Annotated in this window: 9 protein-coding genes; 5 read left to right on the forward strand and 4 right to left on the reverse strand. The window is 43.5% G+C overall.

The features are described 5' to 3' along the window. Positions 1 to 1,201 (reverse strand): PIG-L family deacetylase (locus WC615_RS20095; RefSeq protein WP_372979849.1); only part of this gene is annotated, 1,201 nt, incomplete at its 3' end. A gap of 196 nt (positions 1,202 to 1,397) precedes the next feature. Between WC615_RS20095 and WC615_RS20100 the strand changes: the two genes are divergently transcribed. The 4 genes from WC615_RS20100 to WC615_RS20115 are packed head-to-tail and all read left to right on the forward strand — an operon-like array spanning position 1,398 to position 6,014. Then, positions 1,398 to 2,027 (forward strand): TetR/AcrR family transcriptional regulator, encoded by a 630-nt coding sequence (locus WC615_RS20100; protein WP_372979850.1) that lies wholly within the window; start codon positions 1,398 to 1,400, stop codon positions 2,025 to 2,027. Between the two features lie 26 nt (positions 2,028 to 2,053). Next, positions 2,054 to 3,394 (forward strand): TolC family protein, encoded by a 1,341-nt coding sequence (locus tag WC615_RS20105; RefSeq protein ID WP_372979851.1) that lies wholly within the window; start codon positions 2,054 to 2,056, stop codon positions 3,392 to 3,394. A gap of 17 nt (positions 3,395 to 3,411) precedes the next feature. Then, complete coding sequence (locus WC615_RS20110; RefSeq protein WP_372979852.1) at positions 3,412 to 4,467, forward strand: HlyD family secretion protein; 1,056 nt, start codon at positions 3,412 to 3,414, stop codon at positions 4,465 to 4,467. Positions 4,468 to 4,472: 5 nt separating this feature from the next. After that, the gene (locus WC615_RS20115; RefSeq protein ID WP_372979853.1) at positions 4,473 to 6,014 is read left to right on the forward strand and encodes a DHA2 family efflux MFS transporter permease subunit; all 1,542 of its coding nucleotides are present in this window, start codon (positions 4,473 to 4,475) and stop codon (positions 6,012 to 6,014) included. A 222-nt stretch (positions 6,015 to 6,236) separates the two neighbouring features. On the opposite strand, the gene WC615_RS20120 is transcribed toward WC615_RS20115, so the two are convergent. The 3 genes from WC615_RS20120 to WC615_RS20130 form a co-directional block, all read right to left on the reverse strand. Next, the gene (locus WC615_RS20120) at positions 6,237 to 6,821 is read right to left on the reverse strand and encodes a carboxymuconolactone decarboxylase family protein (protein ID WP_372979854.1); all 585 of its coding nucleotides are present in this window, start codon (positions 6,819 to 6,821) and stop codon (positions 6,237 to 6,239) included. A 148-nt stretch (positions 6,822 to 6,969) separates the two neighbouring features. Beyond that, entirely contained in the window at positions 6,970 to 7,515 is a 546-nt protein-coding gene (locus tag WC615_RS20125) for a peroxiredoxin (protein WP_372979855.1), read from the reverse strand. 149 nt (positions 7,516 to 7,664) lie between these two features. Then, positions 7,665 to 9,983, reverse strand: coding sequence for a family 20 glycosylhydrolase (locus WC615_RS20130; RefSeq protein ID WP_372979856.1), 2,319 nt, complete (start codon positions 9,981 to 9,983; stop codon positions 7,665 to 7,667). A 144-nt stretch (positions 9,984 to 10,127) separates the two neighbouring features. Between WC615_RS20130 and WC615_RS20135 the strand changes: the two genes are divergently transcribed. Continuing rightward, positions 10,128 to 10,994, forward strand: a complete 867-nt coding sequence (locus WC615_RS20135) for a PfkB family carbohydrate kinase (protein ID WP_372979857.1) — start codon at positions 10,128 to 10,130, stop codon at positions 10,992 to 10,994. Positions 10,995 to 11,298 lie beyond the last annotated feature (304 nt).

Consider the following 11,298-nt stretch of genomic DNA (forward strand, 5'->3'; position numbering starts at 1 on the left):
TAATGCCGGCATTATTTCTATTAATAATTTGATTAATTACAATCATGCTATCACCAACTGCATAAGATGGCTCAGTCGCATAACTCTCAAACCACAATCCTGCGCATTGCGCTATCAAGTCTTTTAATTCCTTTGTTTTTTGTTTATGCCAGTAATCATAGCTTGAGTTGGCCACTTCGGTTAATCTTACCGTTTGGAAGGCTTTATTGGTGGCAACGGTTTGGTCAACTTCGCCCAGTAGTTTAACCAGTGCCGGCACGGATGCCTGCGGTTCATCATCATTAAAGGCTTTGGTAATGGCAGCAAGTTGCGTTGCTATCGGCGTACCGAATGGGATCCTGTTCCAGCTTACATCCACGCCGTCCATCAGGTCGGTTTTGGGGGCATCGCCAAGGATGGTCTTGAAATATTCAAAAGCATCGCCACGCTGCTTGGCCGAGCCAAAGCCCTGTGTTTTATGGGTACTACGGCTCTCGGCGGCTATTTCGCCGTAACTTTTACCCAATATGGCGTTGTAGCCGCCAACGTTTATCTTAAACTGATCTGGCGAGGTGGTATTGGTGTTGCCAAAATTGAAAGTATTCCATAATAAGCGTTTGGCCTGCCATACCCCAACATATTTTAACTGTTCGGGATAGCGTTTGGGGTCGGCAGCCGCGCTGAAAGCCTCTTGCGCAAGTATAGCAGATGCGGTGTGGTTACCATGGCCGCCCTCGCCTGTTGTTGGGAAACGACAGATCATTACATCGGGCCTGAACTTGCGGATCACCCAAACCATATCGCCCAGCACTTTGTCCTTATCCCAAAAATTCAGGGTTTCTTCAGGGTTTTTTGAGAAGCCAAAATCATTTGCCCTGCTAAAAAATTGCTCTGCGCCATCTGTACGGCGGGCAGCTAAAAGCTCTTGCGTACGTATCAATCCTAAAAGTTCGCCTTGTTCGGTGCCAATCAGGTTTTGGCCGCCATCGCCGCGGGTAAGCGACAGGTAACCGGTGCGGTAATGTTTCTCCTGCGCCAAATAGCCCAGTAAGCGGGTGTTTTCATCATCGGGGTGGGCGGCTATGTATAGCACGCTACCCAATACGTTCAGCTTTTTAAAATTCTGGCGTATGGTGCCGATATCTGATGGTGGCGATGTTTGTGAAAATGCTGTTTGGCAAATTAAAAAAAGGACAAGTGTTACAGGCAGTATACGCTTCATAACAACAAATATATTTGAAAGATGCTTTGGTGCAGTAATTGGTATGATAATTATACCGTCATAATTATATTTTCTCTTTCTGTTTTTAATCGATTGATTAACTTTTTGAACCTAACAGTCAAACAATTACAATCCCATGATAATAAAATTTTAAATTAATCAATCGCTTGATTAATTTTGTGCGGGACAAAAGAAAATGGAAAAGGAAAAAATAGATAAAAAGGATCACATACTCGATGTTGCCGAGCGTGTTTTTGCCGAATTAGGGTATGATGGCGCTTCAACACGCATGATATCTGGCGAAGCAGGTGTTAACATGGCTATGCTTAATTATTACTTCGGTTCAAAAGAAGGCGTTTTCCTGGCAATCTTTGATCGCAGGATCACCACATTTCAAACCGTACTGCTTAGTATAGGTAATGATGAAAGCATGAACTCGTGGGAAAAGCTGGATAAATATCTTGATAGCTATATAGATAAAGTGGTAACCAATAATTGTTTCCATATTATGTTGAACCGCGAGATCTCAAAATCAAAAAAGAACGAGCTTACCGATCAGATAACCGACATCATCATGAAAAATGTAAAGGTTTTTCAAGACATTATAGCAGAGGGCATTAAAAAAGGCGATTTTAATAAAGATGCAGATCAGCAGCTTTTGGTTGCTACCATATTCGGCACAAAAAATTACATCGTGAACACCCCGCATATCTCATCAAAAGTACTTGGCTATGATGTGCTGGATGCTGACGTTCAGAATAACCTGCTTAAACCCCGGTTTAAAGCCTACATGAAAACACTGTTAAAAGCTTACTTACAGAATTAAAAATGACAACAAATAAATATATACCCTTGAAACCCTCACGCATAAACAAAGCCTTAAAGGCCGCGGGCAGTATGGCCATGTTACTATTGGCATTACTGGTTACAAACCCCGCCGCCGCTCAGGACAGAACCATTACGCTTGACGAAGCCCTTAAGCTGGGCATAGAAAACAGCAAAACGTTAAAACTTTCGCAATCGCGCATTGACCAGGCTGTGTCGCAATACCAGCAGGCTAAAGACCGCTCTTTACCAACTGCCAGTGCAAGTTTTGGTTATAACCGTGCGCAGATCCCTGCAAATAAACTTAACCTTGGCGAAGAAAGCCTAAGCCTGCCAACAAGCGCAAACGCTTATTTAGGTACCTTATCTCTTAGCCAGCCAATATGGCAAGGTAATAAGTTAAAGTATGCCCGCGAATCTACAACCCTGTTAACAGAGGTTGCCCGCCTGGATGCCGTTAACGATAAAGACCAGATAGCCTACAGCATTATCAACGCGTATTATAACCTGTACAAAGTACTGCAAAGCAAAAAAGTGGTTGACCAAAACTTGATCACTATTGATGCGCAGATAAAACAGGCACAACGCTTTTTTGACCAGGGCATTGTTACCAAAAATGATGTGCTGCGTTTCCAGTTACAGCGTTCAAACATTGAGTTGAACGGTATCGACCTGGAAAACAACCGCCGTATTATTAACTACAACATGGATATCTTATTGGGCTTGCCCGAAGGTACACAGTTAACTATTGCGCAGATAACCGAAGCCGACCACTCAGCGGCGCCGTTAACCGCTTACCTGGATACAGCAATGAGCAACCGCGCCGAGTTTCAACAGTTTGACCTGCGTACCCGTATTGCCGAAACCAATATTAAAAGTGTAAAGGCAAATACATCGCCTACGCTATCGGCATCGGCCAGTGCTTACTATGTTGGTATAGCTGCTAACCCTATTCCTAAAACCGGGAACTTCATTACCCCTATATCGGCCGGTTTAACCTTAGGATGGAATTTTGGTACCCTTTGGACTAACAAGAACAAAGTGAACGAGGCTAAACTGCAACGCGAAGAAGTAATCATCAATAAAGGTATTGCAACAGATAATATCAAGAATGAGGTGAACCAAAGCTACCAGAACTATAAAGCGGCGCTTGATAAAATAACATTGCTGCAAACATCAATAAACCAGGCGCAGGAAAACAACCGCATACTGGAAAATAAATACCGCAGCAACATATCAACCGCTACAGACCGTGCTGATGCACAAACCTTGCTTTACCAGGCTCAGATAAACTTAGAACTGGCTAAAGCAGATGCAGGACTTGCATACTATACATTATTAAAATCAACAGGAAAACTTAACAAATAATTACAATACATAAAGCGATGGCAAAAGAAACACAAGAAGCAGAACCTAAAAAGAAAAACAAAGTCCTTCCGATAATACTGGGAGTGGTTCTTTTAGGTGGTATCATATTCGGTGTAAAAGAATATATATACTTCAGCAAACACGTTGATACAGATGATGCGCAAATAGACGGCGACATAAGCCCGGTTGTGGCCCGTGTTGGCGGTTATGTTGACAGCATTATGTTTGAAGAAAACACACACGTTAACAAAGGCCAGTTACTGGTTAAAATAGACGACCACGATTACAAAATTAAAGTAGAGCAGGCGCAAGCTGCACAGGTTGGTGCAAGCGCAGGTATTAATGTAGGCGAGTCGCAAATTTCTACTACAGCTGCAAACTCATCAAGCGCAAAAGCAGAGGTAGCATCAGCAAAAGCACGTTTAGATAAGGTGCAAAAAGATTACGACCGTTACGCCAACCTGGTACAGGATGGATCAGTAACCCGCCAGCAATTTGACCAGGCCAAAGCCGACCTTGAGGTAGCTAAAGCTAACTACAATGCATCACGTGATAAATATAAAGCCGCGGTTGAGCAAATTGCCACCAGCCGCAGCCAGTTAAAAGTTACCAATACCGGTGTAAGCCAAAGGCAGGTTGATATTGATTATGCAAACCTGCAGCTATCTTATACAAACGTTAAATCGCCGGCAAGCGGCATAGTAGCCAAAAAGAATGTACAGGTAGGCCAGTTAGTACAGGCGGGGCAAACATTGTTCTCTGTAGTGAATGATAACAGCATCTACGTAACAGCAAACTTTAAAGAAACCCAGCTGGATAAAATTAAAAACGGCCAAAAGGTTGATCTTAAGGTTGATGCTTACCCTAACCTGAAAGTAGAAGGTACGGTATACAATTTTTCGCCTGCTACAGGCGCTAAATTCTCATTACTGCCACCAGATAACGCTACAGGTAACTTTGTTAAAGTTGTACAACGTATACCTGTTAAAATTAAGATAACAGGCAGTAAAGAAGAGATCGCGAAACTACGCCCGGGTATGAGCGTTGACGTTTCGGTAATTACTAAAGACTAACTACAATGGCTGAAACTGGCTTTAAAAAATGGATCATTACTATTACGGTGATCATGGCATCGCTCCTGGAGCTTATTGATACCACCATCGTAAACGTAGCTATTCCGCATATACAAGGTAACCTTGGCGCAACCCTTGAGGATGTTGCCTGGGTGGTTACCGGCTACGCTGTAGCAAACGTTATCATCTTGCCCATGTCGGGCTGGTTAGGCGGGCGCTTTGGCCGTAAAAATTACTTCCTTACCTCTATTATCGTATTTACCATAGCATCGTTTTTATGTGGTAATGCTAATTCGCTCGATGAGTTGGTTGTATTCCGTATCATACAGGGTATTGCAGGTGGAGGTTTAATATCTACCGGGCAAACTATCCTGATAGAAACCTGGCCGCGCGAGCAAATCGGTACGGCTACCGCATTATTTGGTTTAGGCGCAGTTGTAGGCCCAACTGTAGGCCCAACAATTGGTGGCTGGATAACCGAAAATTACTCGTGGCCCTGGATATTTTATGTGAATTTACCGGTAGGTGCGCTTGCCGCATTCCTTACCTATACATTTATCACTGAAACACCCAAGGCCGAAAAGCGGCCCATTGACTGGTGGGGAATTGGCTTACTGGCTGTTGCCGTGGGCAGTTTACAAACCATCCTTGAAAAAGGCGAATCTGAAGACTGGTTTGCAAAAAACTATATCATTGTATTAAGCATAACCGCGGTTTTGGGCATCATATTATTTATATGGCGTGAACTGAGTACAGACCATCCTATTGTTAACTTTAGCATTATGAGGCACCGTAGTTTTGCCGTGGGGATGTTTACCTCGTTCATTCTGGGGTTTGGTTTATACGGTTCGGTGTTCGTGTTCCCGGTGTTTTGCCAGAATTTACTGGGCTTTAATGCGCAGCAAACCGGCGAGCTGTTATTCCCGGGCGGGGTGTGTACCATTGTGATGATGCCGTTTATTGGCAAAATGCTTAACAAGGGTGTCCCGGCACAGTTTATGGCTACCGCGGGTATGTTCCTGTTCTTTGTATTTACATGGATGCTGAGCAACTCTACCCTGGCTACAGGCGAAAAAGATGTGCTTATACCTTTATTAATACGTGGTGTGGGTATGGCCCTGTTGTTTGTACCACTAACCACCTTAGCCATGGCCGACCTAAAAGGGGCAGAAATTGGCCAGGGATCGGGTTTGAACAACATGATGCGCCAGTTAGGTGGGTCGTTTGGTATAGCGGCTTTAACAACCATTATACACATCCGCCAGGGGTTTCACCGCAGCACACTTATTGAGCATATTAACCCTTACAACCCGGCGTTTACCGAACGCTTAAATATAGTAACACAAGGGTTTATAGCTAAAGGTAAATCTGTATTAGATGCAACACACATGGCTTATGCTGCTATTGAAGGTACGGTTATCAGGCAAACAATGCTGCTAACTTATGATGACGCTTACTGGATCTCGGGTTTGGTGATGCTATTCTCTATCCCGTTACTATACCTGCAGCCGTTTAAAAAGCTAAAGGCTGTAACAGATTCCCACTAAAAAAACAAAACCATTCTGCCTTTAAAAGCAGAATGGTTTCTCCAAAAAATCAACAATTAAATTTGTAATCTCCCCTGAGATCGGTAATGTTTTACAGCTATAAAATCATTATGACAACAGGGGGTAGTAATAATCTAAGCTTTAAAATTAAGGCTTTTAAATTAACAAACACAAATTTAATGCAGATTATTTTTAAACACAGCTAAAGCCATTTCTTTTTAATTAGAAAATAATTTTGCCGGTTGCTGTTACCAATGATGCTATCCTTACCGCATCAAAAATACGCTCTTCTGTGGTGCCTAATTTTATAAGCGAATCCTCATGCGCATTCACACACATTTCGCAGCCGTTAACGGCCGATATGGCAAGGCTCATCAATTCAAAAAACTCTTTACCTGTTACCGGTTTCATCATTAACTGCATACGGATACGCGCAGGTATCTGGGTGTATTTTTCCTTTTGGGTAAAATGCCTGAAACGGTAGAATATGTTGTTTGATGCCAGTAACGATGCGCAGCCCACAGCCTCGGCAACATCAGCGTCGGTAGCGTCGTTTTGTTTGGCTACATTGGTGTAGTAAGCAATAAGGGGCGCATTCTGGTTGTTGGATGCGGTGCTTAAGCCAAGCAGGGCGCATTCTTTAGGGCTCAGGTGTTCTGATGTAAGCGTGCTGGTAAAGTTCAGTTTCAGGTCGCGCAGGTAGCGCGATTCGCCGGCTTCTAATAAGTTAAGGGCCGGTGTACGGTATGTTTTGTCAAGGCCTGTTGTTTCCAGCAGTTCCTGTACTATTTCGGTGCTTTCGCTCATGGTAGTAGTTGATATTAAATGATAAAAAAATAACCACGGAGTACACAGAGTTTTTTCACAGAGGGCACAAAGGTTAATCTCTGTGTACTTTGTGGTTTTCTCTCAGTGTACCCCGTGGTTAAATATTTGATTAATTTAAACTGCTTAATTAAACAGTTAATGTTTCCTGGCCTTTTTCCCAGTTGCAAGGGCAAAGCTCATCGGTTTGCAGGCCATCAAGCACACGCAAAACTTCTTTAACGTTACGGCCTACGCTAAGGTCATTTACAGATACCCAACGGATGATACCGGTAGGATCGATGATGAAGGTAGCACGGTAAGCGATCTTTTCGTTTGGCTCTAAAATACCAAGGTCTTCAGCTAATGTTTTTGAAGTATCAGCAAGCATCGGAAATTTAAGGTCGCGCAGATCATCATGATGGGTTCTCCATGCAGCGTGTACAAACTCGCTATCAGTAGATGCACCAATTAAACGGGTATCCCGATCGCGGAACTCGCCAAAATTTTTGTTGAACTCAGCAATCTCTGTAGGGCACACAAAAGTAAAATCTTTTGGCCACCAGAACATTACAGTCCAAACGTTATCGTCATTAACCAGGTATTCTGAAGTTATGGTTTCAAACTCTTTGCCTTTTTCTAAAGAAACTACGGCAGTTTTACTAAAATCGGGAAATTTTTGTCCTATCGTTAACATAATGGTTGTTTTATTAAAAATTATGCAACAAATATACGGATAAAACTCTGCCGGGCCCTATCTATAATATCTATAAACTATAGTTTTTATCTATCACATAACATATTGATATTTAGTATATCTATTTTTCTTAAGGCAGCCAAAATCTGTTAATTAAATAACATAGCCGCATCAAATTCCTTTTTTGAGCTACCCGGTGCAGTTATAAATACCTTTAACGGGGTTTGCCTTATAGGATAAGCGCCGGGTTGTAATACCGGTTGGATATAAATATATTTTACTTTGATCTTATGGAAACCTTTTGCAAGTGGTATGGCAGGTTCAGCCTCGGTTATTTTTTCACCATCGATAAGTACCTGCGTATCGGTATATGATGCCTGGGTAAAATTATAAGCGCCATCCGCAGGGATACTTATATAGCCATCGTAAACGGCACCAAAACTGGTATTATCTTTTTTGAATTGTTCAGCATCCAGCGTAGCGGTAACTGCCGAATCTTTTACGGTTACAAAATCAAGCTGGTCTGGTGCAGTGAACTTGTTTTTATAAAATTTGTAGCTTAAGCCCGGTTTGTTGGCTGTGTAATTTACAGCCGGCACCAGTGTGCGGTTATACATCAGTACCCTTGTAGCTATACTGCGCCTGCCCGATGGGGTGATGACACGGGTTCTAAACTCGCGCTTCTCGCCCGCCGGGATAGCGAATATAATAGGATTGCCGTTAAACTCCAGGTCGGTATCTAACGGGTCGCGGCCGTTTAGGGTATAGTAGATGCGGGCCCCCGGTACAACGCTTGTTGGCGCCCAGGTAAAATGCTGGCCTATTATCATGGTATCTAATACCGGCATCGGCGTAGGTACGCGGTAATTGTATCCCTTAGCATCGAGCCGTGCAAAATGATTGGCCAGGCGCACGTTGGCAAAATTGTCGTAATTTTTATTGGCAGGAAGGCTCCAGGCCACTTCGCTCAGGGCGAACAACCTCGGGAATATCTGGTATTGCAGTTTAGCCATGGTGGGTACATACTCCGTCCACAGGTTACCTTGTGTGCCTATAACATATTTTTGCTCATCAGCAGTAAGTTCTTTAGATATGGGGTCGTAATTGTACGTTTCATCTAATGTTGCGTAGCGGCCAAACGATATAGGCTCCTGCGGCGAGCCACTCTGGTAATGATCGAAATAATTACCGGTAGTTTGCGGTGTCATGATCACATTGTGGTGCTGGCGCGCGGCAGCTATGCCGCCTTCTTCGCCTGTCCAGCTCATAACGGTGGCATTTGGCGCAAGCCCTCCTTCCAATATCTCATCCCAACCAATAATGCTGCGGCCTTTTGAGTTGATGAATTTCTCCATCCGTTGTATAAAATAGCTTTGCACCTCATCCTCACTTTTCAGACCTTTCTCCTTCATCAGGTTCTGCACAAATGCCGACTCCTTCCAGGGTTGTTTACCGGCCTCATCGCCCCCAATATGGATATACTTGCTCGGGAACAGCGCCATAACCTCGGTCAGCACATTCTCTAAAAAGGTAAACGTTTCTTCGGTTGGGCAAAAAAGGTTATTGTAAGCGCGGGCGTTGGTTTTACTATCGGCAGGTTGTTCGCATTTAAGCTCTGGATAGGCCCGCAGGGCAGCCTCGCAATGCGCGGGCATTTCTATTTCGGGCACTATGTTAATAAACCTGTCTGCAGCAAATTTTACCACATCGCGGATATCATCCTGGGTATAATACCCCCCATATGCAAGGCTGTCGGGCCAGTCGCGGTTGGTGCCAAACATGGTTTGGTAGCGGTAGCCGCCAACCTGGGTAAGTTTTGGATATTTCTTGATCTCTATTCGCCAGCCCTGCTCGTCAACCAGGTGCCAGTGGAAAGTATTGATCTTATAGGCGGCCAGCATTTCTATTACCTGTTTAACCTGCGGAACGGTGAAAAAATGGCGCGATACATCCAGCATCATACCACGGTAGCCATAGCGCGGGGCATCCTCAATGACCATACAAGGTAGCTTTTCACTGCCCGATGTTGCTACCGGGAAAAGCTGCATAAAGGTTTGCATACCGTAAAACAAACCGGCATCCTTACCAATGATTGTAATGCGGTTTGGGGTGATGGTAAGTTTGTAGCCTTCCTTAGGCAACTTCTCCGCCCCTTTGGCGGTTAGTATCAATGTAGTGCCTTTGGTTGATCTGAGCCTGGGGTTGTACTTGCTCAGCTTATTATTAAAATGGCGGTTGTTCAGCAAAAAATCGTGCAGAAAAGCGGTTATCTTATCTTTCGGGTTATCTGTTTTTACCTGGGTTAGCTGGCTAAATACAAAAACGCCCTTTGTTTTTGTTAATGATGCCGGGGCAGGAATAATACCCATGTGCGGGTCGTCATCCGGGGTTTGAGCGTTCGAGTTAAAGCCAAATGCTAATAAAAAACTTAGTGCGAATAATGTTTTAGAGAACAATTTTGCATTCATAATAAGCGGGTAAATGTAAGATATACTTGTATGATTGGCTAAAATACATAATACCCTGTTGTTTACTATATTAACTAAGTAACAAATAATTGACAGGCAGAATATTACATTTGTAACCCCGCTAAACATAAATTGAATTTATACATGTACGATATTTGTTGCATAGGGCACATTACCTTAGATAAAATTGTTACCCCAAAAGCCATTAAACATATGGCCGGTGGTACGGCGTTCTATTTCTCGAACGCTATCCGCAATATGGATGTTAAATACGGACTGGTTACCGCCGTTGCCGAAACCGAAATGCCAAGTGTTACCGCCCTGCGCAATAAAGGCATCGAGGTAAAAGCTTTGCCCAGCGCCCACTCGGTTTATTTTGAGAACATTTACGGTGAGAACCAGGATAACCGCACGCAGCGCGTACTGCAAAAAGCAGATCCATTTACGGTGGCCGACCTAAAAGATACCGAAGCCATTATTTTCCATTTGGGGGCTTTACTGGCCGATGACATGTCGACCGAGCTGATCAAAGAGTTATTTAGCCGGGGTAATGTTTCTGTTGATGCACAGGGCTACCTGCGCGAGGTGGTTGATAAAAGCGTAAAAGCTACTGACTGGGCCGATAAACAGGAAGCCCTGAAATATATAGATATCCTGAAGGTGAACGAGCACGAACTGGAAGCACTTACCGGCCTAACCGATATTAAAGAAGGCGCTAAAATACTGGCCGAATGGGGCGTTAAGGAAGTGGTGGTTACCCTGGGTAGCATGGGCTCGGTAATTTATCACGATAGTATTTACTATACCATCCCTGCCTACAAACCTACCGAAGTGGTTGATGCTACTGGTTGTGGCGACACCTATATGGCAGGCTACCTGTACAAACGCGTTAAAGGTGCCGATATTCAAAAAGCAGGTGAATTTGCGGCTGCAATGGCAGGCTTAAAAATTGAAACTTCGGGCCCGTTTGAGGGGACTGAAGAAGATGTTTTGGCGATGATGCAGAGATAAACAGTTTCACATGTTCCATTTTTGAAACGGAACATGTGGGACAAACGGAACATATTGATATTGAGCACATTATTACTGACAAGATTTTGTCAGTAGTTAAACAAAAGATTCACGGGTTTACCGTTTGTGGTTAAGAAACAGCTCGTTATAAAAATACGCTTTTGTTCCGCTTTTTTGTAAAATGGAACAAAATGTCTCGTCCTGAAATAAGTTGACGGTTTTATATATTGATTAATTGAGCTACAAATATAATTTTACACCGTAATAGGCATCTCTTTTTTTTGAACTTTGCGATAGTAGTTTT

The sequence above is a fragment of the Mucilaginibacter sp. genome (genome assembly GCF_041663085.1).
GTDB lineage: Bacteria > Bacteroidota > Bacteroidia > Sphingobacteriales > Sphingobacteriaceae > Mucilaginibacter.